Annotated in this window: 29 protein-coding genes; 10 read left to right on the forward strand and 19 right to left on the reverse strand. The window is 66.1% G+C overall.

Annotated features, from left to right (window positions below):
- The first annotated feature begins 88 nt into the window (after nt 1-88).
- The 5 genes from ilvN (at nt 89) to SSA01S_RS08070 (ending at nt 5,412) form a co-directional block, all read left to right on the forward strand.
- Nucleotides 89-604 (forward strand): acetolactate synthase small subunit, encoded by a 516-nt coding sequence (ilvN, locus tag SSA01S_RS08050; RefSeq protein ID WP_058716044.1) that lies wholly within the window; start codon nt 89-91, stop codon nt 602-604.
- 66 nt (nt 605-670) lie between these two features.
- The gene (ilvC, locus tag SSA01S_RS08055) at nt 671-1,690 is read left to right on the forward strand and encodes a ketol-acid reductoisomerase (RefSeq protein ID WP_056434154.1); all 1,020 of its coding nucleotides are present in this window, start codon (nt 671-673) and stop codon (nt 1,688-1,690) included.
- 310 nt (nt 1,691-2,000) lie between these two features.
- Nucleotides 2,001-2,603 (forward strand): YceI family protein, encoded by a 603-nt coding sequence (locus SSA01S_RS08060; protein WP_061779987.1) that lies wholly within the window; start codon nt 2,001-2,003, stop codon nt 2,601-2,603.
- 292 nt (nt 2,604-2,895) lie between these two features.
- Nucleotides 2,896-4,554, forward strand: a complete 1,659-nt coding sequence (gene leuA, locus SSA01S_RS08065) for a 2-isopropylmalate synthase (protein WP_061780031.1) — start codon at nt 2,896-2,898, stop codon at nt 4,552-4,554.
- Between the two features lie 39 nt (nt 4,555-4,593).
- A complete protein-coding gene (locus tag SSA01S_RS08070) occupies nt 4,594-5,412 on the forward strand; it encodes a hypothetical protein (RefSeq protein ID WP_061779988.1) in 819 nt (272 codons plus the stop codon).
- A 21-nt stretch (nt 5,413-5,433) separates the two neighbouring features.
- Here the strand turns inward: SSA01S_RS08070 and SSA01S_RS08075 are convergent, their stop codons facing one another.
- The 9 genes from SSA01S_RS08075 to SSA01S_RS08115 form a co-directional block, all read right to left on the reverse strand.
- Nucleotides 5,434-6,873, reverse strand: a complete 1,440-nt coding sequence (locus tag SSA01S_RS08075; RefSeq protein ID WP_061780032.1) for a porin — start codon at nt 6,871-6,873, stop codon at nt 5,434-5,436.
- A gap of 97 nt (nt 6,874-6,970) precedes the next feature.
- Nucleotides 6,971-7,324 (reverse strand): dihydroneopterin aldolase, encoded by a 354-nt coding sequence (locus SSA01S_RS08080; protein ID WP_244885622.1) that lies wholly within the window; start codon nt 7,322-7,324, stop codon nt 6,971-6,973.
- Entirely contained in the window at nt 7,321-8,067 is a 747-nt protein-coding gene (locus SSA01S_RS08085) for an SDR family NAD(P)-dependent oxidoreductase (RefSeq protein ID WP_061779989.1), read from the reverse strand. Before SSA01S_RS08085 ends, SSA01S_RS08080 begins: the two co-directional genes overlap by 4 nt.
- Nucleotides 8,064-8,690 carry a GTP cyclohydrolase I FolE gene (folE, locus tag SSA01S_RS08090; RefSeq protein WP_058715847.1) on the reverse strand — a complete coding sequence of 209 codons (627 nt, stop codon included), beginning with the start codon at nt 8,688-8,690 and terminating at the stop codon, nt 8,064-8,066. The genes SSA01S_RS08085 and folE overlap by 4 nt, the downstream gene beginning before the upstream one ends.
- 100 nt (nt 8,691-8,790) lie before the next feature.
- Nucleotides 8,791-9,633 carry an S-formylglutathione hydrolase gene (gene fghA / locus SSA01S_RS08095; RefSeq protein WP_061779990.1) on the reverse strand — a complete coding sequence of 281 codons (843 nt, stop codon included), beginning with the start codon at nt 9,631-9,633 and terminating at the stop codon, nt 8,791-8,793.
- Entirely contained in the window at nt 9,630-10,475 is an 846-nt protein-coding gene (gene purU / locus SSA01S_RS08100; protein WP_061780034.1) for a formyltetrahydrofolate deformylase, read from the reverse strand. Before purU ends, fghA begins: the two co-directional genes overlap by 4 nt.
- Nucleotides 10,476-10,489: 14 nt before the next feature.
- Nucleotides 10,490-10,885: a VOC family protein gene (locus tag SSA01S_RS08105; protein WP_061779991.1), complete on the reverse strand. Its 396-nt coding sequence runs from the start codon at nt 10,883-10,885 to the stop codon at nt 10,490-10,492.
- Nucleotides 10,885-11,271, reverse strand: a complete 387-nt coding sequence (locus tag SSA01S_RS08110; RefSeq protein WP_061779992.1) for a VOC family protein — start codon at nt 11,269-11,271, stop codon at nt 10,885-10,887. Before SSA01S_RS08110 ends, SSA01S_RS08105 begins: the two co-directional genes overlap by 1 nt.
- Nucleotides 11,271-12,383 (reverse strand): S-(hydroxymethyl)glutathione dehydrogenase/class III alcohol dehydrogenase, encoded by a 1,113-nt coding sequence (locus tag SSA01S_RS08115; protein WP_058715851.1) that lies wholly within the window; start codon nt 12,381-12,383, stop codon nt 11,271-11,273. Before SSA01S_RS08115 ends, SSA01S_RS08110 begins: the two co-directional genes overlap by 1 nt.
- 111 nt (nt 12,384-12,494) lie before the next feature.
- On the opposite strand from SSA01S_RS08115, the gene SSA01S_RS08120 reads away from it, so the two are divergent.
- Nucleotides 12,495-12,698 carry a hypervirulence associated TUDOR domain-containing protein gene (locus SSA01S_RS08120; protein WP_056434174.1) on the forward strand — a complete coding sequence of 68 codons (204 nt, stop codon included), beginning with the start codon at nt 12,495-12,497 and terminating at the stop codon, nt 12,696-12,698.
- Between the two features lie 56 nt (nt 12,699-12,754).
- Entirely contained in the window at nt 12,755-13,015 is a 261-nt protein-coding gene (locus SSA01S_RS08125) for an SWIB/MDM2 domain-containing protein (protein WP_007405135.1), read from the forward strand.
- Nucleotides 13,016-13,072: 57 nt separating this feature from the next.
- Here SSA01S_RS08125 and SSA01S_RS08130 read toward each other — a convergent pair whose 3' ends face one another.
- From SSA01S_RS08130 to SSA01S_RS08160, 7 genes are all read right to left on the reverse strand, one after another.
- Nucleotides 13,073-13,492 carry a hypothetical protein gene (locus SSA01S_RS08130; protein WP_156477712.1) on the reverse strand — a complete coding sequence of 140 codons (420 nt, stop codon included), beginning with the start codon at nt 13,490-13,492 and terminating at the stop codon, nt 13,073-13,075.
- A 160-nt stretch (nt 13,493-13,652) separates the two neighbouring features.
- Nucleotides 13,653-14,426, reverse strand: a complete 774-nt coding sequence (gene xth / locus SSA01S_RS08135; RefSeq protein ID WP_061779994.1) for an exodeoxyribonuclease III — start codon at nt 14,424-14,426, stop codon at nt 13,653-13,655.
- Between the two features lies 1 nt (nt 14,427).
- Complete coding sequence (gene erpA / locus SSA01S_RS08140) at nt 14,428-14,766, reverse strand: iron-sulfur cluster insertion protein ErpA (RefSeq protein ID WP_061780035.1); 339 nt, start codon at nt 14,764-14,766, stop codon at nt 14,428-14,430.
- Between the two features lie 182 nt (nt 14,767-14,948).
- A complete protein-coding gene (locus tag SSA01S_RS08145; protein ID WP_334316367.1) occupies nt 14,949-15,623 on the reverse strand; it encodes a M23 family metallopeptidase in 675 nt (224 codons plus the stop codon).
- Between the two features lie 165 nt (nt 15,624-15,788).
- The gene (locus SSA01S_RS08150; RefSeq protein WP_061779996.1) at nt 15,789-16,613 is read right to left on the reverse strand and encodes a ferritin-like domain-containing protein; all 825 of its coding nucleotides are present in this window, start codon (nt 16,611-16,613) and stop codon (nt 15,789-15,791) included.
- On the reverse strand, nt 16,610-17,065 hold the full coding sequence (locus SSA01S_RS08155) for a peroxiredoxin (protein ID WP_061779997.1): 456 nt from the start codon (nt 17,063-17,065) through the stop codon (nt 16,610-16,612). The genes SSA01S_RS08150 and SSA01S_RS08155 overlap by 4 nt, the downstream gene beginning before the upstream one ends.
- A gap of 3 nt (nt 17,066-17,068) precedes the next feature.
- Nucleotides 17,069-19,726, reverse strand: a complete 2,658-nt coding sequence (locus SSA01S_RS08160; RefSeq protein ID WP_061779998.1) for a bifunctional [glutamine synthetase] adenylyltransferase/[glutamine synthetase]-adenylyl-L-tyrosine phosphorylase — start codon at nt 19,724-19,726, stop codon at nt 17,069-17,071.
- Between the two features lie 110 nt (nt 19,727-19,836).
- Between SSA01S_RS08160 and SSA01S_RS19475 the strand changes: the two genes are divergently transcribed.
- Complete coding sequence (locus SSA01S_RS19475) at nt 19,837-20,004, forward strand: hypothetical protein (RefSeq protein WP_156477713.1); 168 nt, start codon at nt 19,837-19,839, stop codon at nt 20,002-20,004.
- 300 nt (nt 20,005-20,304) lie between these two features.
- Here SSA01S_RS19475 and SSA01S_RS08165 read toward each other — a convergent pair whose 3' ends face one another.
- From SSA01S_RS08165 to SSA01S_RS08170, 3 genes are all read right to left on the reverse strand, one after another.
- Nucleotides 20,305-20,952: a sigma-70 family RNA polymerase sigma factor gene (locus SSA01S_RS08165; RefSeq protein WP_058715858.1), complete on the reverse strand. Its 648-nt coding sequence runs from the start codon at nt 20,950-20,952 to the stop codon at nt 20,305-20,307.
- A 106-nt stretch (nt 20,953-21,058) separates the two neighbouring features.
- Nucleotides 21,059-21,196 (reverse strand): hypothetical protein, encoded by a 138-nt coding sequence (locus tag SSA01S_RS19790; protein ID WP_167348899.1) that lies wholly within the window; start codon nt 21,194-21,196, stop codon nt 21,059-21,061.
- A gap of 75 nt (nt 21,197-21,271) precedes the next feature.
- Nucleotides 21,272-22,072 carry a response regulator gene (locus SSA01S_RS08170; RefSeq protein ID WP_058715859.1) on the reverse strand — a complete coding sequence of 267 codons (801 nt, stop codon included), beginning with the start codon at nt 22,070-22,072 and terminating at the stop codon, nt 21,272-21,274.
- Nucleotides 22,073-22,342: 270 nt separating this feature from the next.
- On the opposite strand from SSA01S_RS08170, the gene SSA01S_RS19795 reads away from it, so the two are divergent.
- Nucleotides 22,343-22,492, forward strand: coding sequence for a NepR family anti-sigma factor (locus tag SSA01S_RS19795; protein ID WP_170171403.1), 150 nt, complete (start codon nt 22,343-22,345; stop codon nt 22,490-22,492).
- Between the two features lie 11 nt (nt 22,493-22,503).
- Nucleotides 22,504-24,090: a sensor histidine kinase gene (locus SSA01S_RS08175; protein WP_061779999.1), complete on the forward strand. Its 1,587-nt coding sequence runs from the start codon at nt 22,504-22,506 to the stop codon at nt 24,088-24,090.
- Nucleotides 24,091-24,280 lie beyond the last annotated feature (190 nt).

The raw sequence follows: 24,280 nt of genomic DNA on the forward strand, positions 1-24,280 counted from the left end.
CCCTCGCCTTCCCTCCCCCAGCCCCTCCCGCCTGCGGGAGGGGAGAGGATATACGGCCCGTCATCGCGGGTGCGCAGAAAGAAGACCGATGCACATCAAGACCGAGAAGGTGGAGCGCCACACGCTGGCGGTGATCGTCGACAACGAACCGGGCATCCTCGCGCGGATTGCGGGTCTGTTCACCGCGCGCGGCTATAACATCGAAAGCCTGACCGTGTCGGAGATCACCGCCGACAAGGCCGTCAGCCGCATCACCATCGTTACCAGCGCCTCGCCGCCGGTGATGGAGCAGATCATCGCCCAGCTCGACCGGCTGGTCCCCGTCCACAAGGTCACCGACCTGACCGTGCTGGGCGATCATGTCGAGCGCGAGCTGGCGCTGGTGAAGGTGGCGGGTACCGGCGACCGCCGGATCGAGGCGCTACGCCTGGCCGAAGTCTACCGCGCCCGCGTGGTCGATGCGACGATCTCTAGCTTCGTGTTCGAGGTCACCGGCACCATCGCCAAGATCGACAAGTTCGTCGAACTGATGGGCGAAGTTGGCCTGGTCGAGGTTGCCCGCACCGGCATCGCCGCCATCTCACGCGGCGCCGAAGCGGCCTGACCCGCTTACATTTTCTGACTATTACGAGGCCCGAAGCGGCCCGGCCATTTCGAAAGGGAAGTTGAAATGCGTGTGTATTACGATCGCGACGCCGATCTGAACCTGATCTCCGAGAAGAACATCGCCATCCTGGGTTACGGCTCGCAGGGCCATGCCCATGCGCAGAACCTGCGCGATTCGGGCGTCAAGAATGTCGCGATCGCGCTGCGCCCCGGTTCGGCCTCGGCCGCCAAGGCGGAAGCGGCGGGCTTCAAGGTCCTGTCGAACAAGGAAGCGGCCGGCTGGGCCGACATCCTCATGATCCTGGCCCCTGACGAGCATCAGGCCGCGATCTATGACGCCGACCTGAAGGGTAACATGAAGCCCGGCGCGGCGCTCGCCTTCGCGCATGGCCTGAACGTGCATTTCGGCCTGATCGAGCCGCCTGCGGACATCGACGTCATCATGATCGCGCCAAAGGGCCCCGGTCACACCGTGCGCAGCGAATATGTGCGCGGCGGCGGCGTGCCCTGCCTGATCGCGATCCATCAGGACGCCAGCGGCAACGCGCATGACGTGGCGCTGGCCTACGCCTCGGGCGTCGGCGGCGGCCGTTCGGGCATCATCGAGACCAACTTCCGCGAAGAGTGCGAAACCGATCTGTTCGGCGAGCAGGCCGTGCTGTGCGGCGGCGCGACCGCGCTGGTCCAGGCGGGCTTCGAGACGCTGGTCGAGGCGGGCTATGCCCCCGAAATGGCCTATTTCGAGTGCCTTCACGAGCTGAAGCTGATCGTCGACCTGATGTATGAGGGCGGCATCGCCAACATGCGCTACTCGATCTCGAACACCGCCGAATATGGCGACATCAAGACCGGCCCGCGCATCATCACCGAAGAGACCAAGAAGGAAATGAAGCGCGTCCTGGCCGACATCCAGTCGGGCCGCTTCGTGAAGGACTTCGTGCTCGACAACCGCGCCGGCCAGCCCGAACTGAAGGCCAGCCGCATCGCCGCCAAGCGCCACCCGATCGAACAGGTCGGCAGCGAACTGCGCGCGATGATGCCGTGGATCGGCGCGAACAAGCTGGTGGACAAGGCGAAGAACTGATTTTCGCTGGGGGTGGGCTCGGTGAGACACCCGGCCCTCCCCTATCCCCTCCCGCTTGCGGGAGGGACATGCCAAGTGGATGCTACAAGCGCCGCTCAACCTATCAGCCCGCTGTGACGTTCCCATAAAGGCGACACGCTCGCCCCAAAACTCTCCCCTCCCGCAGGCGGGAGGGGATGGGGGAGGGCAAAGAGGCCTCGCAGAGCCTCCCCTCCCCACTCCAACCCGGAAACGCATCGTTGCGACCTTGGCCTTTGACGTGCGTTATGCGCACCGACCACAAAGGCTTGGTCCAACAGGGAGTCTACCCATGCGTTTCGTCCTTCCCGCCGCCCTGGCGCTTGTCATCGCCGCGCCCGCCATCGCCCAGACCCAGCCGGGCGCGCCCGTCGCCTCGCGCGTCGTCGCGGGCACCTATGCCGTCGACCCCGCCCATACCCAGGTCACCTGGTCGGTGAACCATATGGGCTTCTCGATGCTAGAGGGGCAGTTCGGCGCGTCGGAAGGCACGCTGACGATCGACCCGGCCAAGCCGCAGAACGCCAAGGTCGATGTGACCTTCAAGATCGACGATCTGTCGGTCACCGCCGCGCCCTTCGCGAACCATCTGAAGTCGAAGGACTTCTTCGACGCCGCAACCTATCCGACCGCGCGCTTCGTCTCCACGGGCGTGAAGGTCATGGGCACCAAGGCCGTCATCACCGGCAACCTGACCATCAAGGATCAGACCAAGCCGGTCACGCTGAACGCGACCTTCTTCGGTGCGGGCACCAATCCGATGTCGAAGAAGCTGAACATCGGCTTCCGCGCCACCGCCAAGATCAAGCGTTCGGACTTCGGCGTCGGCGCCTATGTCCCGGTCGTCGGCGATGACGTCGACCTGACGATCAACGCGGCCTTCACCGCGCAGTAATTTTCCCTCTCATCTCCCATCCGCGAAAGGCGGGGTCGACCGTCGGCCCCGCCTTTTTCGTTGGTGACGTCAGGCGGACGTCATCATTCTCGATATGGACAAGGCCGCCCCGACACGGCATGAACCGCTGCATCATGATCGCCGCGCTGCTGCTCCGTTCGCTTCGACTTATCCGCCCTTAGGGGAGGATCGGCGTGGCCATGCGCGACTTCCCTAAGGGCGGAATGAAACGATAAGCCTGTCCCCGCCGCGCCTTGGCCTGACGCGGCCGAGAATGCTGGAAGACCCGATCATGTTGCGCGATCCCTCGACGAAATACCGCCCCTTCCCGACCATCGCCCTGCCCGACCGGCAATGGCCGAACCGCACGATCACCCAGGCGCCCCGCTGGCTGTCGACCGATCTGCGCGACGGCAACCAGGCGCTGATCGATCCGATGGATGCCGAGAAGAAGACACGGATGTTCGACCTGCTGGTCAAGGTCGGGCTGAAGGAGATCGAGGTCGGCTTCCCGAGCGCGGGCGCGACCGAGTTCGACTTCATCTCCGGCCTGATCCGCGACGATCGCATCCCCGAGGACGTGACGATCCAGGTCCTCACCCAGTCGCGCCGCGACCTGATCGAACGCAGCTTCGAAAGCCTGGAGGGCGCGCGCACCGCGATCGTCCACCTGTACAACGCGGTCAGCCCCGCCTGGCGCAAGATCGTGTTCGGCATGACCCGCGACGAGGTTCGCCAGATCGCCATCGAAGGCGCCAAGATCCTGCGCGACGAGGCGGCCAAGCGCCCCAACACCGACTGGTTCTTCGAGTACAGCCCCGAGACCTTCTCGACCGCCGAGCTGGATTTCTCGGTCGAGGTGTGCGCCGCCGTCATGGACGTGCTGAAGCCGACGCCCGACCATCCGCTGATCCTGAACCTGCCCGCCACGGTCGAATGCGCGACGCCGAACGTCTATGCCGACCAGATCGAATGGTTCGGCCGCAACATCCCGAACCGCGAGTCGGTGGTCATCTCGCTCCACACCCATAACGACCGGGGCACCGGCGTCGCCGCCGCCGAGCTGGGCGTGATGGCGGGTGCCGACCGGGTCGAGGGCTGTCTGCTCGGCAATGGGGAGCGGACCGGCAATTGCGATCTCGTGACCGTCGCGCTCAACATGTACACCCAAGGCGTCGACCCCAAGCTCGACCTGTCGGACATCGACGAGGTGGTGAACACGGTCAATTATTGCACCAACCTGCCTGTCCATCCGCGTACGCCCTATGCGGGCGATCTGGTCTTCACCGCCTTTTCGGGTAGCCATCAGGACGCGATCAAGAAGGGCTTCGCGGCGCAAGGCGCGCGCAACGACGATCTGTGGGAAGTCCCCTATCTGCCGATCGATCCCGCCGATCTCGGCCGGTCCTATGAAGCGGTCATCCGCGTCAATTCGCAGTCGGGCAAGGGCGGCGTCGCCTGGGTGATCGAGCAGGACAAGGGGCTGAAGCTGCCCAAGCGGCTCCAGGCCGATTTCAGCCGCCATGTCCAGGCGCTGGCCGACGCGACCAGCCGCGAGCTGAACGCCGCCGATATTTGGGCCGGGTTCGAGGCGACCTATCTGCCGCGCGAGGGCGATCGTTTCGTGCTGCGCGACTATGAGGAAACCGGCTCGGCGGGTCAGCGGACCTTTATCGGTCGCGTGCTGGTCGGCGGCGAGGAGCGTTCGATCGCCGGGCGCGGCAACGGCCTGATCTCCAGCGTGATCGCCGCGCTCGCCGACACGACCGGCCCCGCGTTGGAAGTCGTCGACTATAACGAGCACGCCATCGGCCACGGCGCGGACGCACAGGCGGTCGCCTATGTCGAGGCGCGGACCGCCGATGGCCGGACGGTGTTCGGCGTCGGGCTCGATACCGATATCGCCACCGCCAGCGTGCGCGCGGTGCTCTCCGCCGCCAACCGGGCCTGATGCACGTCCCCCCGGCGCTTCTCGGCTAAGACGACGACGATGGCGGCGAGCGCTCCTTCTTCGTCGTCCGGCCGGTGGGCGTTCATCCCCGAACGCTATCGCGAGAAACTGCGCGAGCGGGGGGCGTCGATCACCCTGACGGTGATCGCGCACCTCCTGCTCGCGTGGCTGCTGTTCCATCTGGCGCCCAAGCTGATCGAGCCGCAGACGTCCTCCTCGCTCAACACCTTCTCAGTCTCGCCCTCCGACCAGGACGCGGGCGCGCCGGTGCCGGAGACCCGCACCGCCACGCGCAAGCCCGCGGCGGCCGGGGGTTCCAAGGCACCGGTGCCCCAGAAGCAGCCCGACACCCCCACCCCGCCGACCCCGAAACAGGCGGACACCTCCCCGCCGACGCCGTGGCAATGGGGGGATAAGTCGCTGTTCGAGGGCGGCAACATCGCCTCCCTGCCCAAGGGCGAGGGCAAGGGGGTGGGCTCCAGCAACGGCGATGATCGCGGCCAGGACAGCGCCTCGGCCTATGGTCCCGGCGAGGGGCCGGGCGGCCAGCGGCTCTACAATGCCGAATGGTATCCGCGCCGCCCGACCAATGCCGAGCTGAACGGCTATCTCCGCTCCGCGCCGCCGCCCGGCAGCTGGGCGCTGATCGCCTGCAAGACCATTCCCGACTACCGGGTCGAGAATTGCCACATGCTGGCCGAATCCCCGATCGGCTCAGGACTGGGCCGTGCGATGCGCGAGGCGGCCTGGCAGTTCCGCGTCCGCGCGCCCCGCATCGGCGGCAAGGTGATGGTGGGCGAATGGGTGCGCATCCGCATCGACTTCACCGGTCCGGGCGGCGCAGACGACGGCAACTGAGCCCCCCGCCGGGCACCGTGTTTAATAGGTGAATTGCAGCTGGGTGCGGATCAGGTCGCCGGTCGCGCGGCCGGTGCGCCGGGCGTCGGCCTCGCGGCGCTCCATCCGGGCATAGGCCAGGGTCAGCTCAAGCGCTTCGACCAGCTGGATTTCGGTGCCCAGCTCCCACTCGTCGGTTTCCAGGCGGGGTGCGTCGACATTGGGCTTCCACCCGCCGCGATAGCGTTGCCACCGGGCATAGGGAATGGCGCGGCCGAGCGGGGTATGGCCGATATCCGCCATCAGCTGGACATAGCCCCCACCGAGCCGCTGGCTGCGCACCGCGCCCAGCGAGCCGTCATATTGCGGGCCCCAACCGGTCTTCCACTCGGTCTGAATGCCGAAAGGCTGCGGATAGAGAATGGCATGAACGGCCACACGGTCATCGCGATAGTCGATCGGACTGACGCCACCGCTGCGCAGTTCGGGTCGGAAACGGTTGAACATCGCCGACCCGCCGACCTCCAGCACCTGCCCCCGGAGTAACGGTCCCAGCCCGTCGAGTGCGAAGGGCCAGGTGGCCATCGCGACCTTCATCAGCGTGCCGTTACGCTCGGTCCGGTTGGTCCCCTGCCCGTTATAGACCGCAAGGCCAAAGGCACCGTAATTGCCGAACAGCTTCTGCTTGTTCTTGGCCAGCCGATCCCAGATCGCCTGTACCGGCGCGGGCGTGTAATAGAGGTTCACACCGACATCCCGCTCGCCCGGCACCCCGCTGTTGATCGCATCCGATCGGTCAAGCGGCAGGCGGTTGGACGAGGATTGCAGATTCTCCCAGCCAAACGGCACTTTCGATTGGCCGAAACGCAGGCGAAGGCGGCGTTCGGGATCGAGGAACCAGTCGGCATAGACATCGCGCAACTGCCCGAAATTCTCGCGCCGTTCGGTGCTCGACTGGTTGTTCACCGCCGCGCCGAAATCATGCTGGAAATAGAGTTGCAGCCGGTCGGTGATATCGCCCTGCAACACCAGCCGCACCCGGCGCAGCAGGAAGCCACCATTGTCATTGACCGAGGCGTCGTGCACCGAGCGCAGTCGCGATCCGTTGGCTCCCGGCGCATCCTGGCTATCCAGAACCGCATTGTAGCGAAGCTGGGTATAGCCCCGCAGGCGCAGGCGATCATACCAGGGGGTGCGCGACGAGGGCGGCTTGGGAATGCTCGCCACCCGCTCCGGCTCGCGCTTAGCGGCAGGGGTGACGGGTGCGGTGGCCACCATCGTCGGGGGCGGCGCGATGGGTGCGACCACCACAGGACCGGCGGCCGTCTTCTGCGCCTCGGTCAGCACCTTGATCTGCGCTTTCAGCTCGTCGATCTGGCGCTGAAGCTCCTGGACCGTCTGTGCGGCGGCCGGTGCGGGCAGCAGGCTCAGCGCGATGGCGACGGCTGTGCCGTGACGGGCCCGATGGAGTCTCGCCTTGATCACGCCCTACGCCCTACCCTGTTGGTGACGGCGACTTAGGGCAGCGACGCGGCGCTCCGCAACAGTTTGATGACTCTTAGATGACGAATGGGTGACGTCAGCGCGTGCGTTCGATCTCGCACCCGATCCGCGCATCGGGATAAATGTCGATCTTGCTCGATCGCACCTTCACCGCCGTCACGCGCGGGTCGGCCAGGCACAGGGCGGCGACCGCCTCGCACAGGCTTTCCTGCAATGCGAAGCCAGGACCGCGCGCCATCGCCAAGATGCCCTCGCGCAGGAAGTCGTAATCGAGCACTTCCTCGATGCGGTCCGCACCGGGCGCGGACGGGTAGGTGACGGTCATCGCCACCGACAGGCGGACCGGCTGCGGCGCGACTTCGTGCGGGTGGATGCCCAGGTGCATCGCGACCGTCATGTCTTCGAGCAGGATCGTATAGGTCGCGGTCACGCCCGTCCCTCGAACATCACATCGCCGTCGCGGAGGCAGAAGCGCTGACCGCAATCGACATACAGGGTCTGGCCGCGAACCCCGCGCGCGGTCAGCAGGAAGGACACCGCCTCCGCCACCGCCGCCGCCCCGATCGGACGGCCGAGCAGGTTCTTGACCGAGACTTCGGCAAATTCCGCGTCGCTCTGGTCGCCGCTTTGCAGGGTCAGGCCGGGGGCGACCGCATTGACCGCGATCCGGGGCGCCAGCGCCTGGGCCAGCATCGTGCCCGCCCCCGCCAGCGCGAATTTGGCGCAGCTATAGGCGAAGAAGTCGGGATTGGGATTGGCCAGCTTCTGGTCGAGGATATCGACCACCGCGCCGTCCGTCACATCCTCCTGCCGCGCCAGCGCCGAGGCGAGCAGCGCGGGCGCGGCGGCATTGATCGCATAGAGCTTGGCCATCAGGCGCGCATCGGCTTCGGGCGGCCGGTCGAACAGGAACGCCGAGGCGCTGTTGACCAGACCATCGATCGGCCCACCCGCCGCCTGCCGCGCCCGGGCGAACAGGTCGTCAATGCCATCCAGCACCGACAGATCGCCCTGCACCATGGCCCCGGCCAGTTCCTCCGCCAGCGCGGCGGCGTCCTCGCCAGAGCCATTATAATGGATCACCACCCGGTGCCCGTCCGCCACCAGCCGTCGCGCGATCGCCGCGCCCAGCCTTTTGGCGCCGCCGGTCACAAGGACGGTGCGGCGGATCATCCGCCCAAGCCCATCAGCGACAGGACTTCCTTGCGGCTGCGCTCGTCGTCGCGGAACACGCCCATCATCCGGCTGGTCACCATCGCGACGCCCGGCGTCCGTACCCCCCGCGCGGTCATGCAGGCATGGGTCGCCTCGATCACCACCGCGACGCCCAGCGGCTTCAGATTTTCCCAGATGCAGTCGGCAACCTCGGCGGTCAGGCGTTCCTGCACCTGCAAGCGACGCGCAAAGCCATGCAGCACGCGCGCCAGCTTGGAGATGCCGACGACATGGTTGCGCGGCAGATAGGCGATATGCGCACGGCCGATGATCGGGGCCATGTGGTGCTCGCAATGCGACTGGAACGGAATATCCTTCAGCAGCACGATCTCGTCATAGCCGCCGACCTCCTCGAACACCCGCGACAGGTGGACGGCCGGATCGTCGCCATAGCCCGCGCAATATTCGGCCCAGGCCCGCGCCACGCGCTTGGGTGTATCGACCAGCCCTTCGCGGGTGGGATCGTCGCCCGCCCAGGCGATCAGCGTGCGGATGGCCTGAGCCACCTCATCGGGCACGGCGATCTTGCCGTCCTCGCCGATCAGGTCGCCATCCTCCGGGTCGCCATGGGCGCAGCTCATATCCTGTCCTTCACTTCAAAGCCGGTGCGTTAGCGTATCGATTGCCGGGGTGCAAAACCCGCCGCCCGCCAGTCCGTTCAGGCTGGTCGGGAGGCGGAGTTCAGGGCCGCAGCCGCTTCGCCGCCCAGGCGACATGATCGGCCATGAAGGTCGAGATGAAGTGATAGCTATGGTCATAGCCAGGCTGCATCCGCAGCGTCAGGGCAATTCCCGCCGTGTTGCACGCCTCGGCCAGCCATTCGGGACGCAGCTGCTCGGCCAGAAACTGGTCGGCATCGCCCTGGTCCACCAGCAGGTCGGGCACCCGCGCGCCATCTTCGATCAGCGCGACGGCATCCGCCTGACGCCAAGCCGCCCGGTCCTGGCCCAGATAGCCGCCCAACGCCTTCTCGCCCCACGGCACCCGGCCCGGCGCGACGATCGGCGCAAAGGCCGACACACTGCGGAAACGATTGGGGTTGCGAAGCCCGATGGTCAGCGCGCCGTGACCGCCCATTGAATGGCCGGTGATGCCTTGCGCGACCATATCGGCGACCGGGAAATGCTCAGCGATCAGCGCGGGCAGTTCCTGCTCGATATAGGTCCGCATCTGGAAGTGCTTCGCCCAGGGCTCCTCCGTCGCATCGACATAGAAGCCCGCGCCCTGCCCCATGTCATAGGCATCGTCATTGGCGACGCCCTCTCCGCGCGGCGAGGTGTCGGGCGCGATGAAGATCACCCGGTGTTCGGCGCACGGGCCCCGATACTCGCCCTTGTCGGTGACATTGGCATGGGTGCAGGTCAGGCCCGACAGATACCATAGGACGGGCAGCGTCTCCCCCTCCTCATGCTCCGGCACGAAGACCGAGAAGGTCATGCGCGTGCCCGTCGCGCTGCTCTGATGCGCATAGACGCCCTGCACGCCGCCATGCGCCTTGGAGGTCGAAATCGTCTCGATCGTCATCGGAACACCACCGTCCGGTTGTCATTGAGGAAAACCCGCCGTTCGCCCACCCAGGCGACGGCGCGGGCCAGAACCTGCGCCTCGATATCGCGGCCGATGCGGATCAGGTCGTCGACGCTGGCGCGGTGATCCACGCGCTCGACCGCCTGTTCGATGATCGGCCCTTCATCGAGGTCAGCGGTCACGAAATGCGCGGTCGCGCCGATCAGCTTGACGCCGCGCGCGTGCGCCCGGTGATAGGGCTGCGCGCCCTTGAAGCCGGGCAGGAAGCTGTGATGGATGTTGATGCACCGCCCCGGAAGGGCCGCGACCAGCCGCTCGCCCAGCACCTGCATATAGCGGGCGAGGACGAGGTAATCGGCCTTGGTGCTCTCCATCAGCGCGAGCACCGCCGCTTCCTGTTCGGCGCGATTGCCGTTGTCGACCGGCAAGTGATGCCAGGGCAGGCCATGCCATTCGACCAGTGGGCGCAAGGAGTCGTGGTTGGACACGACCCCGACGATCTCGACCGGCAGCGTGTTGGTCCGCCAGCGATGGAGCAGGTCATTCAGGCAATGCGAGCCTTTGGACACCGCGATCAGCATCCGGGGCCGCTCGGTCGCGGGCGCGACATGCCAGTCGAAGCCGAAGCGCGCAGCAGGCTCGGCCAGCGCCGCCCTCACCCCGTCGACCGAGGCGGGGAACCGCGCACCCTGGCCGGTGAAGACGATGCGCAGGAAGAAGCGCCCCGTCTCCAGATCGGCATATTGCTGGCTGTCGAGGATGAAGCCGTCGATCCCCGCCAGCGCGCCCGACACGGCGGCAACGATGCCGACCCGGTCCTGGCAGGCCAGCGTCAGGATATAGCCGCTGCCGCTCACGCCGCCGGTGCGGGGGCAGGCAGGCGACAGCCCAGGCACAGCTTGTTGCCGTCCGGGTCGCGCAGATAGCCCAGATAAGCGGGGCCCAGGCCGGTATTGCGCTCGCCGACCGGCCCCTCGATCGCGGTGCCGCCGTTAGCAGCCCCTGCCGCATGCGCGACCTCCACCTGTGCGGGATCGGTCGCGCCCAGGCCGATGGTGCCGCCATTGGCATGGGTCGCCGGCTCACCGTCGATCGGGCGGGTGACGATGAAGACCGCGCCATTGTGCCGGTAGAGAAGGCGTTCGCCCGCCTCCATCCCCGGCTGGCCACCGAGCGCGCCGAACAACGCGTCGTAAAAGGCCTTGGACCGCGCGATGTCGTTCGATCCGACCATGATATGGGTGTACATCAGTTCGCCTCCACCAGATGCCGGGCGCACAGCTTGTTGCCGGTCGGATCGCGCAAGTAAGCCAGATAGACCTTGCCGACAGGCACGTTGCGGATGCCAGGCGGGTCCTCGATCGCCGTGCCGCCATGGGCGAGGCCCGCCGCATACCAGGCATCGGCCTGCTCGGGTGAGGCCATCGCAAAGCCCAGCGTCCCACCATTGGCGTAAGTCGCAGGCTCGCCATTGATCGGCTTGGAGATCAGGAAGCGGCCGCCATTGTGGCTGTAGATCAGCCGCCCCAGCGGATCGACCACTCCCTCGGCCGCGCCCAGCACGCCCAAGGTCGCGTCATAGAAGCGCTTGGCCGCATCGATGTCGTCGGCGCCCAGCATGACATGGCTGAACATCAGAAAATCACCACACTGCGGATGCTCTCGCCCGCATGCATCAGGTCGAAGCCCTTGTTGATCTCCTCCAGCGTCAGGCGATGAGTAATCATCGGGTCGATCTGGATCTTGCCATTCATATACCAGTCGACGATCTTGGGCGTGTCGGTCCGCCCGCGCGCACCGCCGAACGCGGTGCCGCGCCAGTTGCGGCCCGTGACCAGCTGGAACGGCCGGGTGCTGATCTCCTTGCCCGCCTCGGCCACGCCGATAATGATCGAGGTGCCCCAGCCACGATGGCAGGATTCCAGAGCGGTGCGCATCACCTCGGTATTGCCGGTCGCGTCGAAGCTGTAATCTGCGCCGCCGTCCGTCAGTTCGAGGATCTTCGCGATCGTCTCCTCGCGGCTCAGCCCCTTGGAATTGAGGAAGTGAGTCATGCCGAAACGACGGCCCCATTCCTCGCGGTCGGGGTTGATGTCGACGCCGATGATCCGCCCAGCGCCCGCCAGCTTCGCGCCCTGAATGACGTTCAGGCCGATGCCGCCCAGGCCGAAGACGACGATATTCTCGCCCGGCTGCACCTTGGCGGTGTTGACCACCGCGCCCACGCCCGTCGTCACGCCGCAGCCGATATAACAGCTGGTGTCGAACGGCGCGTCCTCACGAATCTTGGCGACCGCGATCTCGGGGAGAACGGTGAAGTTCGAGAAGGTCGAGCAGCCCATATAATGGAAGATCGGCTGGCCCTTGTAGCTGAAGCGGGTCGTGCCGTCGGGCATCAGGCCCTTGCCCTGGGTCGCGCGGATCGCGGTGCACAGGTTCGTCTTGCCCGACAGGCACGACTTACACTGGCGGCATTCGGGGGTATAGAGCGGGATGACATGGTCGCCCGGCACCACGGACGTCACACCCGCGCCGACTTCGCGCACGATGCCGCAGCCTTCATGGCCCAGCACGCTGGGGAAGATGCCCTCGCTGTCCAGGCCATCGAGCGTATAGGCGTCGGTGTGGCAGATGCCGGTCGCCATGATCTCGACCAGGACCTCACCGGCCTTGGGGCCTTCCAGATCGAGTTCGACGATTTCGAGAGGCTTCTTGGCTTCAAAGGCGACGGCGGCGCGGGTCTTCATGGGTTCCTGTCTCCTTGGGCTTCGGGCGCCCTGATGCCCCGAGGCGAGCGCTGGTGCAACCAATGAACGCGACGGGGGATTGATGCCGATCACAACCCCAGGAGAGCGACGATGACCGAGTTCAAAAAAGGCGATCATGTCGAATGGAACAGCCATGGCGGCACGGCCGAGGGCAAGGTCGTCAAGAAGCAGACCAGCGACACGACCATCAAGGGCCATACCGTCCGCGCATCGAAGGATGAGCCGCAATACATAGTAGAGAGTGACAATGGCGGAAAGGCGGCGCACAAGGCGGACGCGCTTAAGAAGGCGTGATTCACGCGCGACCCACCGAACGGTCGGGGCGCAGAAGGATTAAGGGAAGGAATAACATGGCCACCGCAACCACGGGCACCGGCATCCACGCACCGGTTCAGCCGTCCGAGGAACTGGGCGCGATCGTCGGCAACGAGAAGCTGCCGCGTAGCCAGGTCATCAGCAAGGTGTGGGATTACATCAAGGCCAACAACCTGCAGAACCCCGAGAACAAGCGGGAAATCCTGGCCGACGACAAGCTGAAGAAGGTGTTCGGCAAGGACAAGTGCACCATGTTCGAGATGAACAAGTTCATCTCGGCACACCTGAAGAAGTAATCTTCTCCGGCGCTCCGGCCACCGTGCCGGGGCGCTACCTTCGCCGTCCGCGCGCCGTTATCGCAGGTCCAGGACCAGCGGCTTGCGTGTGGACGGTGTCGGGGCCGGGCTCGGTGACCTAGCCTTGCCCTGCGCCGCGGCCGGTGTCGGCGTCGCTGCCGGTTTGACTGGCGTGTCCCCGCCTGTATCGATCCTGGCCGCCTCGATTTGGGTCAGACGCTGCTCGACCAGATGCGCGTCGAGCAATTTGCGATCGGCCTGCATCGTGGCCACCTGCGCCTCCAGCGCCGATAGACGCTGTTCCAGCATCTTCACCCGGACTTGATCTTCGGTCTGGGCAACCATCTCCTTCGCCGCCTTTTCCTGCCGCGCCTGCTCCTGCGCATCGGCATCGGCCAGCCGCGCGTCGGCGCTGCCGCGTTGGTCGCAGGCGGTGAGTGCGAGGGTCAGCAACAAAAGGGAAACGGCACGGCGCATGAACGGTCTCTGTTCCAAAAATTCCTCCCCTGTAAGGGGAGGGGGACCGCCGCGAAGCGGTGGTGGAGGGGTGTAACCGCCCGCAATGGAGCCATCACTAGCCGTGACACCCCTCCGTCAAGCCTTTGGCTTGCCCCCTCCCCGTTCCGGGGAGGACTTATCAGTCCCGCAGCTTCACCCAGGTCGGCGCATGATCGCTGGCCTTTTCGCGCCCGCGATAGCTCTTGTCGACGCCCGCATCGACCAGCCGGTCGGCGGCCTGCGGGCTGAGCAGCAGATGGTCGATGCGGAAGCCGTCATTGCGCTCCCATCCACCCGCACGGTAATCCCAATAGGTCCACACGCCGCCCTTGGGCGCGCGCGTCCGCAGCGAGTCCGTCCATCCTTGCGCCAGCAACCGGCGATACGCCGCACGGCTCTCCGGCTGCATCAGCGCGTCACTCGCCATCGCAGGCACCGAGAAGGTGTCATCGTCATTGGGCGTGACATTATAGTCCCCGGCCAGCACGGCAGGCACTTCCTCGGCCAGCAATTCGCGCGCGCGCGTCGCCAGCCGCTCCATCCAGCGGAGCTTGTAATCGAATTTCGGCCCCGGCTGGGGATTGCCATTGGGGAGATAGAGTGAGGCGACGACCAAGCCGTTCACCTCGCATTCGAGATAGCGGCTATGCTCGTCCTCCTCCTCGCCCGCCAGGCCACGCTGACGCTCGACCGGCTGGGTGCCGCGCGCAAGGACGGCGACGCCGTTCCAGCTCTTCTGGCCATGCCAAACCGCGCCATAACCGGCCGCTTCTATGTCTTTGACCGGAAAGGTCTCATCGCTGGCCTTCAGTTCCTGAAGGCAGACGATATCGGCATCCGCCTCGGCCAGATATTCGAGCAGGCGCGGAAGGCGGGCCTTGATCCCGTTGACGTTGTACGTGGTGATCTTCACGTCAGACCGAGAAGCTGGTGCCGCAACCGCAGCCCGAGGCCGCGTTGGGATTCTTCACCTGAAACGCCGCGCCGCCGAGCGATTCGACATAATCGACCTGCGCGCCGCGTACGAGGTCCAGGCTAATGCTATCGACGACGAGGCGGACGCCATCGGTCTGGGCGACGGCATCATCCTCGGCGGGCGCATCGGCCAGACCGAACTTGTACTGGAAGCCCGAGCAACCGCCGCCTTCGACCGACAGGCGCAGGATGGCGGGCTTGTTCTGCCGCTCGGCGATCGCCGCGACACGCGCCGCGGCGGCCGGGGTCAGCGCGATTTCGGAAATGCTGGTGGCCATGATGTTCAGATAGGCGCGGGGGGCGAACGGGGCAATCCCACCCATATTATTCCTCCCCTGCAAGGGGAGGTGGCAGGCCGAAGGCCTGACGAAGGGGGCTTCCTCAAAGGGTGCGTCTGGCCGCCATCCCCCTCCACCGCTCTGCGAGCGGTCCCCCTCCCCGTGCCGGGGAGGATCGAAAGTCAGTCCTGCGCGGCGGGGCCGTCGGAGGAGACGGGGATCTGGTGGATCGCATGGTCCTGCGACGCGGTCAGATAGTCGCCGGTGGTCAGGAACGGCACCGGATTGACCGCGTGACCGTCCATGCGGACTTCGTAATGCAGGTGCGAGCCGGTCGAACGGCCGGTCGAACCCATCAGCGCGATCAGCTGGCCGCGCGTCACGCGGGCGCCGTCGGCGACCAGGATCTTCGACAAATGGCCATAGCGGGTCGCAATGCCCTTGCCATGGTTGATCTCGACCATGTTGCCATAGCCGCCCTGCCAGCTGGCATGATCGACGATGCCGTCGGCGGTGGCGTAGATGGGGGTACCGACCGGGCCCGGAATATCGACCCCGGCATGCATCGCGGCGGTGCCGCGGAACGGGTCGGTGCGGATACCGAAATTGCTGGTGAACTGAAGCTTCTCGACCGGATGGACCGACGGGATCGCGATCACGCCATTGGGCCGCGCATCCATCTTCTTCCAGGTCTGGAACAGAGTGCGGAACTGCTGGTCGGTGCGCAGGTCGGCCGAGGCTTCGGCGCTGTTGGCGGGGATGAACTCGCCCCCGACCGAGCTCGGCTTGTGGGACGATGCCTTGGGAGCGGGCGGTGCCGGGGGTGCCGGGGCGGCGATCGCGGCCGGCGTGGTCATGCCGATGACGGCGACGGTGCAAAGGACGGATCGGACACGCGATACAATCGATTTACCCGAGAGTAGCAGTTGATTCATCGAACCCCGAACCCTTGTCGCCGAACGATCCCGCAGTCGGAAAAGCCCGGCTTCGTTCATCCTATGCTGTGTCGCAGCCCCACCGCGTTACAGACGGTCAGCTTGTGCCTTTATGGGTTCCATGTCCGCAAGGGGCTCATAGAAATCGCGCGTCAGACCGGCTGTCTCGCGCGCCGAAACGTTGAACGGTGGCTTAACGAGCCCCCGGAAATGGCGCCGGACCAGCATCTGCCACTGCTTGGCGGGTTCGATGTCATACCCGGCGGCGAGATATCCGAACCATTTCGCGCCGAATCCGACATGCCGAATCTCGTCCGTATAAATGCGGTTGAGAATGCGCGCCGAGGTCTCGTCACCCCCTGCCCGGACACGCGCGACCGTCTCCGGCGTGACGTCGAGCCCCCTCGCCTCCAGCACCATCGGCACGACGGCAAGCCGCGCCATTGCGTCATGCGCGGTTTCCTCCGCCGATTCCCAGAGGCCCGCATGAGCGGGCAGTTCGCCATAGCCCGACCCCAGCGCCTTCAACCGCCGGTTCAGCACGGCAAAGTGCATCGCCTCATCCGCGCCGACCGAAATCCAGTCATCGACATAGCTGCGCGGGAACTGCCCTCCGAACCGCCCCGCCGCGTCAAAGGCCAGGTCGATCGCGGCAAACTCGATATGCGCCAGCGCGTGGAGCAGCGCGATCCGCCCCTTTTCCGAACCACCGCGCCCGCGCTTGGGCATCCGGTTGGGCGGCAGCAATTCGGGCCGCTCGGGCCGCCCCGGCGCATCGGGCATGGCAACATCGAAGTCATGCGCCAGAGCGCCGCGACGCCAGGCGCGCGCCACCGCCCTCGCCCGCCGGACCTTGGCCAGCGGCTCGCTTTCGCGCAGCACCGCCGCACAGCCTTGCGCGATCGTCGTCAAAGCGCGCGCGCCGCCTCCAGCACCGCTTGCGCGTGACCGGGAACCTTCACCTTGCGCCAGCTCCTGGCGAGCGTGCCGTCGCGGCCGAACAGGAAGGTCGCCCGCTCGATCCCCATATAGGTCTTGCCGTAGAGCTGCTTCTCGCCCCAGACGCCGAACGCCTCGCACGCCGCGCCCTCTTCGTCGCTGACCAGCTCGACGGTCAGCGCATGCTTCTCGCTGAACTTGCGGTGCTTGGCCGGGCTGTCCTTCGAGATGCCGATCACCCGTACGCCCGCATCGGTGAACTCCCCGGCCAGCGCGGTGAAGTCCTGCGCCTCGCGCGTGCAGCCGCTCGTGTCGTCCTTGGGATAGAAATAGACGACCAGCGGCCCGGACAGATCGCCCAGCGCCAGCGGCTCGTCCTGCGCGGTCTTCACCGTCACCGCCGGAATCGCATCACCCTGTTCCATCGCCTATTCTCCTTTCCAGACCTGGGCGACCTCCTGCCGCGTCGCCTCCAGCGTGGCAACCACTGCCGTCCAGTCGGGCAGCCCCATCGCGCGCGCGATCAACGGCCGGGTTGGCTCGGGCGGCTCCTGCCCATCCGGCACCAGCAGGCGAAAGGCGACCAGTGCGCGGGTCAGCACGTCATGCGCTTCCGCCATCGTCGGCGGCAGCAGCCTGCCTGCGACCAGTTGCCCGATCGCCCGGCCCAGATCGGGGTCGAAGCCCGCACGATGGACCAGCTGCGCCCGGTGCACCGCAAACTCCAGATCGACCAGCCCGCCGGGCAGCAGCTTTACGTCGAGCGGCCCCTGCGGCGGTTTGTGCCGTGCCATCTCGGCGCGCATCTCGCCCGCTTCGGTCGCCACGTCGCGATCGGGTCGGTTCCCGTTCAGCACATCGGCGACGATCGCTGCCACCGCCTCCCGCGCCGCCGCCGAGCCGTAGATGGGCCGCGCACGGGTCAAAGCCATATGCTCCCAGGTCCAGGCGTCTTCGCGTTGATAGCGCGCAAAACTCTCGACCGAGACGACCAGCGGCCCCTGCGTGCCCGACGGCCGCAACCGCGTGTCGACCGGATAGAGCGGCCCCGCCTGGGTCGGCACCGATAGCGCCGCCGTCACCCGCTGCGCCAGCCGGTTGTAATAAAGCGTTGCGCCCAATGGCTTGGGACCATCGGACTCGGCGGAAAAATCGCCGGTGAACAGATAGACGAGATCGAGGTCGGAGGCGTGGGTCAACGCCGCGCCGCCCATCCGCCCCAGCGCCAGGATGACCAGCTCGCTGCCGGGAACCCGGCCATGCGCCGCGACGAATTCGTCCACCGTCGCCTGCGCCAGCACGCCGACCGCCGCCTCCGCGACGCGTGCGTATCCCCCCGCCACCTCCAGCGGATCGGCGCGCCCCGCGACGATCTGCGCGCCCAGGGCGAACCGCAACTCGCCGACGACACGGCGAACATGATCGAGCCGATCCTGATAATCCTGCCCCGTCTCGCCGCCCCGCATTGCGCGTTCGAGGAACTTGACCGCAGGCAGCGGCTCGAACGCCGAGGCGTCAATCAGCCCATCGAGCAAGGCGGGCCGCCGCGCCAGTTCGGTGGCGAGCGGCGCGGCATGGCTGAGGATCGCGACGGTCAGACTGGCCAGCCCCGGCCGCGCCTCCAGCAGGCGGAAGATGTTGATCGCGCTCGTCATCCGCTCGAACAGCGAATCGAGCTTCAACAGTGCGGCATCCGGGTCGGGCGCTTCGGCCAACGCCTCGACCAGAGTGGGCAGCACCGCGTCCAGCGCCTCGCGCGCCGCCGGGCTGCGCAGCGCGGCATAATCGCCGCCACGCCACGCCGCGATCCGCCGCGCCGCCGCCTCGACATCGCGCAGGCCCGCCGCCGCCAGTCGCTCGTTCAGCAGCACCGGATCATGCGGCAGGCGCGGCCGCTCATCGGCATCGAGCGCGTCGTACAGCGCCCCGACCCGCGCGGTCACCGGCGCCAGCAGCCCGACCAGCGCATCGCCATCGGTCAGGCCGTGCAACTGCGCGACCCGCGTCGTCCCCTCCCCCAGCGGCAGTTGATGGGTCTGGCGGTCGTCGATCATCTGCACCCGGTGCTCGATCGTGCGCAGCAGGACATAGGCGTCGGACAAAATCTGCCCCTCGCCCGGATCGATCCGCCCGGCCTCGGCCAGCGCCGCCAGCGCATCACGCGTGGCGGGCACCCGAAGAGCGGGGTCGCGACCGCCATGGATCAGCTGATGGATTTGCGCGAAGAACTCGATCTCACGAATGCCGCCGCGCCCGCGCTTCAGGTCATAGCCGGGGCCCATCGCCTGACCCTGCGCATGATGATCGCGGATGCGACGGGTCAAGTCGCGAATCTCACCGACCGCGCCAAAGTCAAGCGCGCGCCGCCAGACGAACGGTCGGATCGCATCGAGGAAACGCTGGCCGAGCGCCAGATCCCCCGCCGCCGCCCGCGCCCGGATGAACGCCGCCCGCTCCCAGGTCAGCGCCTGGCTTTCATAATAGGCGATGGCCCCCTCGACCGGGATCGTGATCGGCGTGGCTTCGGGCGACGGGCGCAGGCGCAGGTCGACGCGCAGCACATAGCCCTCTCCGTCGCGCGCCTGGAGCAGTTCGACCACCCGCTTGCCGATCCGCACCGCCGCATCCTCGGGCTCCTCGCGCGGGCGGCGGGGCAGGATGTCGGGGTCGAAGATCAGGATGGGATCGATATCCGACGAATAGTTGAGTTCGCGACTGCCCTGTTTGCCGAGCGCAATCGCGGCGAAACCGACCGGCTCGGCGCCCGGTGTACGCTCCTCGATCGCGGCATGAATTGCCCGGGTCAGCGCGCGGTCGGCAAAGTCGGTCAGCCGGTGGGTGACCTGGGTCAGATCATAAATCCCGGCCAGATCGCCCAGCGCCACGGTCAAGGCCAGTGCGCGGCGTTCACGGCGCAGCGCGACGCCGACCGGCAAGTCCGCCTCCAACGGCTGCGGCTCGACAAGATGCCCCGCCAGCGCCTGTGCCTCGATATCCGGCTCCCGGTCCAGGATCATGGCGAGAAAGGACGAATGCCGACGCGCACGCGCCACGGCATCGGACAGCGGGGAGGACGGAGCGTTCATGGCCGTGCTTGTATCGCGCGCTAGGCCCCTGCACAAAAGGCTTTCCATAGGATTAACATTGCCGCTTCAGAATTTTTGCAACTTGTCAAGACCTGCACAGTTATGTTGGTATGATGAGCACCGAACCGACGATCAGCGATATCCGCATCGTCCGCGCGCCGACCCGCACGGACGATATCGGCGGCGCGTTGCGTTCGGCCTTTTCGGAGCCGATAAGGCTACCCGATCATTGGGTGCGGTTGCTTGCTCGGTTGGATGAGCCGGTTCATCGGCACTGAGGGACTGACCGTGCTGAAGCGCTTGGAACTATAGAATTTGAGCAGTTTTTCTCCGCCCAGATTTTGGACAGGAAGCGCATGATCCATTGGTCTAGCCTACTATGGGCGTCGATAGCCGGATCGCCGCTAGGGCCGAGCTGAACAATCCGATCGAACAGGCAAGGCTAGAAGAGTTTTGCCGTCGCTGGGCTACGCGGCGCTACCGATCGGCCAGACCGTGCCGCAATCTTGATCGCCGATAAAAAAACGGCCGCCACGTCCGGAAGAACGCAGCGACCGCTCGACGACGGGGACCTTGCGTTAACGCCCGCCGCTCAACTGATCGACATCACCCATGATCGTGTCGAGCGCGGTCTTGCTGCTGTCAGTCTCATGCAAACGCCGCGAGGGCAGCGACCCTTCGTTCAGGATGGTCTCGAGCGCGACACGGCCACGAGCCACGCGGCTCTTGATCGTACCCACTGCCACGTTGCAGATTTCGGCCGCCTCTTCATAGGCAAAGCCGCCAGCACCGACCAGGATCAGTGCCTCGCGCTGTGGCTGTGGCAGGTGCATCAGAGCGCGCTGCATATCGCCCAGTTCGACATGGCGATCCTGGCTGGCCGGAGCCGCCAGAATGCGGTCGGCGACCAAGTCGTCCCACTCGCCCTTGAAGCGCGCACGACGCATCTGCGACAGATAGAGGTTGCGCAGGATGATGAAGGTCCAGGCCCGCATGTTGGTGCCCGCCTGGAACCGCTTGCGCGCGGCCCATGCCTTGAGCAGCGTTTCCTGCACCAGATCGTCGGCCAGATCGCGGCTACCCGAAAGAGAACGACCAAAGGCGCGCAGATGGGGGATCACGCGTGCCAGTTCCGTCTTGAACTCGGAATCATCCAGCGCGACGTGTTCGACGGGCGCTTCGGCCGCATCGTCCTCAATCTCGTCCCGCGTTAGTGGCTGCGTCATGAAAATCCGATCATCGGAAACGGTCGAACCCGCGACCGCCTCGAAACATAGGGTGGCTGGCACAGAATTGCCAGCCATGCCAAGGCCAAATCAAACCCTTACCGTGTCAGCGCAACACCAGATAGGCGAAGATCACGATCACGAGAACCAAGGATATGGGCAGGACATACCGCGTAACATGCGGCGTAGAACCTGCCCTTACATCCTCTTTGGAGACATGGATCGGTTCATCAGGGTCAGCCATGTCATCCTCAACGTCTATCAACCGTTTTGGGTCCGTAACCGATACGCTTTATCGGCCCTCGCTTTTGGCCGGCCGTTACTCCGCCGGGACCGTGCTCTGATCGAAGAACAACGCCTGGCTGATCGCCGCCTTCACGGTCGAACGCTGGAACGGCTTGGTGATCAGGAAGGTCGGCTCGGGCCGCTCGCCGGTCAGCAGGCGCTCGGGGAAGGCGGTGATGAAGATCACGGGCACCTCGAACTCGGCCAGGATATCCTTGACCGCATCGATGCCCGAGCTGTCATCGGCCAGTTGGATGTCGGCCAGCACCAGGCCGGGACGATCCTCCATGGCCAGCGCCACGGCTTCATCACGAGTGACGGCGACGCCGGTCACTTCATGGCCCAGGTCACGCACGATCGTCTCGATATCCATCGCGATGATCGGCTCGTCCTCGATGATCAGCACGCGGGCGCGGGTCTGCTTCTCGATCTCGGCCAGCGCCTCGGAAACGAGATTTTCGACCTCGCTGGGCTCGACATCGATCAGATAGGCCGCGTCTTCGGGCGTGAAGCCTTCCATCGCGGTCAGCAGCAGCGCCTGACGCGACAGCGGCGTCATCCGCGCGAGGCGGGCGCGCGCCACGCCTTCGTTGCCATCGGCATCCGTACCGTCATTGTCCAATTCATCGTAATTGGCCGACGACCAGATGCCCTGGAACATGCGGTACAGGCCCAGGCGGGGATCGACATCACGCGGAAACTGGTCCGGGGCCGCGACGATCGCCTCCAGCGTGGCGCGGACATATTTGTCGCCGTGCATCTGGCTGCCGGTCAGGGCCCGGCCATAGCGCCGCAGGAAGGGAAGATGGGGCGCAAGCTGCTGTCCAAGCGACATGGGTAATGATCACTCCCTGAGGTATTGGCGGACAGCTGATGTGCTGGCCCCCGCGTCTGTTTTCAATGCCGTTTCACGAAAACCCCGTCCGCCACGCCACGAATGCGGGACTCACGGATTTTTCGTATCGCATCGGGAACCAACCAGATCGAATTTGGTTTCATCGCCACATCAACTATAGGCTCTGGGCGTCAGGCCGACCGGCGACGCCACGGGTCGCCATTGCGTCGGTTGCCCCGCTAGTGGGTCCTGCAGGGGGATATTTTGAGTTTGGGCAACAAGACGAAGAAGACGCCGTCCACCTCACCGCAAAAAGGTGGTGAGAAGGATGCGGGCTCGGCGCTTCGCCAGGCGTATCAAAAGACCGTCGACGAAAAGATCCCCGACGAGATGCTTGATCTTCTCAGCAAGCTGGGCTGACGTCCGGCCGCATGGCCACTCTTCTCCCCGATGACGTCGAGGCGCTCGAACGCCTCCGTCCCGCCCCGCCGCGTCTCGCGACGGGCGCGAAGCTCGTTCTGGTGCTGGGAAGCACCTTGTTCATCCTGGCCGCCATCGCGGTCTTTGCCACATTGCAAACGACCCGCCTCGCCGATAGCGAGGCCAGCGGCCGCCTGCGCATCGCCGCCAATGAGGATGCCCGCGCCATCGCCACCGAGCTGATGGGCGACATGACCGCGCTGCGCGTCGCGGTGCGTGCAATGGGTCAGGACCCCCTCGACATGCCGAGCTGCGCGCGGGCGCAGGGCGTGTTCGCGCAGCAATCGCTGACCGGCGCGCGCTTCCTGATCACCGATCGCGCGGGCAAGACGCTGTGCGGCGATCCCCTGCCCGCCGCGCTGCCGGTGGCCAGCGACGGATCGCCAATCGGTGCCGATATCCTGCCCGGCCGGGGTCTCGTCCTGTCGGTGTCGAGCCAGGACGGCCGGGCGCAGGCCCGTGCCTTCTTCCCGCTGCCCTTCCTGCAATCACTGGTCGATCAGCATCCGCCCGCCAGCACGATCGAATCGGTGCTGGAACTCGATGGCGAGTTGCTGCCCCTCCATTCGCTGGTCCGCCAGGGCCCGCTGGAGCGGAAGAAGTCGATGCGGACGGAACTCGGCATCGCCGGGCTGGTCCTGCGCACGTCGACGCCCAGCGCACCGATCACTTCGTCGCTGATCGTCGCGCTGGCGTTGCCGCTGCTGATGTGGCTGGCGGCGGTCGTGCTCGGATGGTTCATCGTAGACCGGCTGCTGATCCGGCCGCTGCGCCAGCTGCGTGGACTGGTCGCGGCCTATCAACCGGGCGAGGTGCTCGACATCTCGCGGGTCGAGGCGGCGCCGGCGCAGGAAATCCGTGACCTGACCGATACGTTCGAGGCGATCACCCGTACCGTCGCCACCCACGAGGCGGGACTAGCCGAAGGGCTGGTGCGCCAGACCAAGCTGACCCGGGAAGTCCATCACCGGGTCAAGAACAATCTTCAGGTCATCTCCAGCCTGATCAATTTCCATGCGCGCGGCGCGACGGGTCCGGAGGCGATGGCCGCCTATTCCTCGATCCAGCGACGGGTCGATGCCTTGGCGGTGGTCCATCGCCACCACTTCGCCGAGCTGGAGGAAAATCGCGGACTGAACCTGCGCACCATGATCGGCGAGCTGGCCGCGAACATCCGCGCCACCGCGCCCGAGAACGCCGCCGGGATCGGCATCTCGCTCGACGTCGCGCCGTTGCTCGTCAATCAGGACGTCGCGGTCGCCGTGGCCTTCCTGGTCACCGAGACGATCGAGTTGGCTATGAATTGCGATCCCGCCGCGCAGATCCGCGTGGCGATCAAGCCCGCCGAGCAGGAAGGTCGCGCGGTCGTGCGTGTCGTCTCGCGCGCGCTGGTCGAGACGGACGAATCGCGCCATCTGATCAGCAAGCGGTACGGCCGGGTGATGGAAGGCCTGGCCCGCCAGCTTCGCGCGCCGTTGCACCATGATCCGCTCACCGGCGCCTATGAAATCGCGGTGCCGATCGTCGGGCGCGACTGAATCGAAAAAAGATTCGCGAGAGGCGGGAAAAGGCGGGAACCCCTGCCTTTGCAGCGTGTTCTGCTCTTCGGATAGCGAACTTATGCCCCCCCGCTCTCGCTGTCCAAGCCATAGGCCTGGAAGCGTCCACCCTCCCCCCCCCGGTGACGCTTCCAGGCCTTAATCTTTTTCGCCACTCGCGCACGCCCGG

The sequence above is a fragment of the Sphingomonas sanguinis NBRC 13937 genome, assembly GCF_001591005.1.
In the GTDB taxonomy this organism is placed as follows: domain Bacteria; phylum Pseudomonadota; class Alphaproteobacteria; order Sphingomonadales; family Sphingomonadaceae; genus Sphingomonas; species Sphingomonas sanguinis.

Coding starts and splice junctions, on each gene's coding strand:
- SSA01S_RS08145 (WP_334316367.1), bottom strand. CDS start 15,623: ATGACCACGCCGGCCGCGATCGCCGCCCCGGCACCCCCGGCACCGCCC.
- SSA01S_RS08160 (WP_061779998.1), bottom strand. CDS start 19,726: ATGAACGCTCCGTCCTCCCCGCTGTCCGATGCCGTGGCGCGTGCGCGT.
- SSA01S_RS08060 (WP_061779987.1), top strand. CDS start 2,001: ATGCGTTTCGTCCTTCCCGCCGCCCTGGCGCTTGTCATCGCCGCGCCC.
- SSA01S_RS19790 (WP_167348899.1), bottom strand. CDS start 21,196: ATGGCTGACCCTGATGAACCGATCCATGTCTCCAAAGAGGATGTAAGG.
- erpA (WP_061780035.1), bottom strand. CDS start 14,766: ATGGCCACCAGCATTTCCGAAATCGCGCTGACCCCGGCCGCCGCGGCG.
- SSA01S_RS08165 (WP_058715858.1), bottom strand. CDS start 20,952: ATGACGCAGCCACTAACGCGGGACGAGATTGAGGACGATGCGGCCGAA.
- fghA (WP_061779990.1), bottom strand. CDS start 9,633: ATGACGATCGAGACGATTTCGACCTCCAAGGCGCATGGCGGCGTGCAG.
- SSA01S_RS19475 (WP_156477713.1), top strand. CDS start 19,837: ATGATGAGCACCGAACCGACGATCAGCGATATCCGCATCGTCCGCGCG.
- SSA01S_RS08130 (WP_156477712.1), bottom strand. CDS start 13,492: ATGCGCCGTGCCGTTTCCCTTTTGTTGCTGACCCTCGCACTCACCGCC.
- SSA01S_RS08170 (WP_058715859.1), bottom strand. CDS start 22,072: ATGTCGCTTGGACAGCAGCTTGCGCCCCATCTTCCCTTCCTGCGGCGC.
- SSA01S_RS08175 (WP_061779999.1), top strand. CDS start 22,504: ATGGCCACTCTTCTCCCCGATGACGTCGAGGCGCTCGAACGCCTCCGT.
- folE (WP_058715847.1), bottom strand. CDS start 8,690: ATGAGCTGCGCCCATGGCGACCCGGAGGATGGCGACCTGATCGGCGAG.
- SSA01S_RS08155 (WP_061779997.1), bottom strand. CDS start 17,065: ATGGAACAGGGTGATGCGATTCCGGCGGTGACGGTGAAGACCGCGCAG.
- ilvN (WP_058716044.1), top strand. CDS start 89: ATGCACATCAAGACCGAGAAGGTGGAGCGCCACACGCTGGCGGTGATC.
- SSA01S_RS08070 (WP_061779988.1), top strand. CDS start 4,594: ATGGCGGCGAGCGCTCCTTCTTCGTCGTCCGGCCGGTGGGCGTTCATC.
- leuA (WP_061780031.1), top strand. CDS start 2,896: ATGTTGCGCGATCCCTCGACGAAATACCGCCCCTTCCCGACCATCGCC.
- SSA01S_RS08120 (WP_056434174.1), top strand. CDS start 12,495: ATGACCGAGTTCAAAAAAGGCGATCATGTCGAATGGAACAGCCATGGC.
- SSA01S_RS08110 (WP_061779992.1), bottom strand. CDS start 11,271: ATGTTCAGCCATGTCATGCTGGGCGCCGACGACATCGATGCGGCCAAG.
- SSA01S_RS08085 (WP_061779989.1), bottom strand. CDS start 8,067: ATGATCCGCCGCACCGTCCTTGTGACCGGCGGCGCCAAAAGGCTGGGC.
- SSA01S_RS08115 (WP_058715851.1), bottom strand. CDS start 12,383: ATGAAGACCCGCGCCGCCGTCGCCTTTGAAGCCAAGAAGCCTCTCGAA.
- ilvC (WP_056434154.1), top strand. CDS start 671: ATGCGTGTGTATTACGATCGCGACGCCGATCTGAACCTGATCTCCGAG.
- SSA01S_RS08105 (WP_061779991.1), bottom strand. CDS start 10,885: ATGTACACCCATATCATGGTCGGATCGAACGACATCGCGCGGTCCAAG.
- SSA01S_RS08125 (WP_007405135.1), top strand. CDS start 12,755: ATGGCCACCGCAACCACGGGCACCGGCATCCACGCACCGGTTCAGCCG.